This is a genomic window from Pseudomonas sp. PS01300, from assembly GCF_029960155.1.
GTDB lineage: Bacteria > Pseudomonadota > Gammaproteobacteria > Pseudomonadales > Pseudomonadaceae > Aquipseudomonas > Aquipseudomonas palmensis.
In genome coordinates, this window is the sequence record NZ_JASCPN010000147.1 from 1 (window position 1) to 446 (window position 446).

Consider the following 446-nt stretch of genomic DNA (forward strand, 5'->3'; position numbering starts at 1 on the left):
GCCAGCGCCAGTTCCGCTTCTGCCTCCACCCCAAGCCGATGACTCTCCGATTCGGTCGGCGTAAACAGCGTATCTTTGGTGCTCTCAAACTGGTTCAGAAACTGACTGACCAATTGCAGCGCAGCAGGATCGACCTTTTCCCTCCCTTGACCATGCCGCGCGGTGGCTTCCAGCGCTTGAACCATCTGCTGTTCAGTTACGTTTTCAGCCCCTGGCGCGCAGTAACCGGGCATTTGCCTGCATGCATCGGCGATGCCTTTGGCGAAGCTTTCGGCATTCTTCCTGTGCAGGTCATGGTTGTAAATGGTTGCACTCTGAGCAACCTCGGAGCCTTTCTGAAGATCACCGTTGACGGCTGCGGCGGCAAGCACACCAGTCAATTGGGACAGCATCACATGAACGTTGGTGTCGCCACCGGATAACGTTGACAGCGTATCTGCCATGGC

At 56.5% G+C, this 446-nt stretch carries 1 protein-coding gene; it reads right to left on the minus strand.

Translation table 11 applies throughout. The features are described 5' to 3' along the window. Positions 1–446 (minus strand): hypothetical protein (locus tag QMX96_RS26720; RefSeq protein ID WP_282362728.1); only part of this gene is annotated, 446 nt, incomplete at both ends.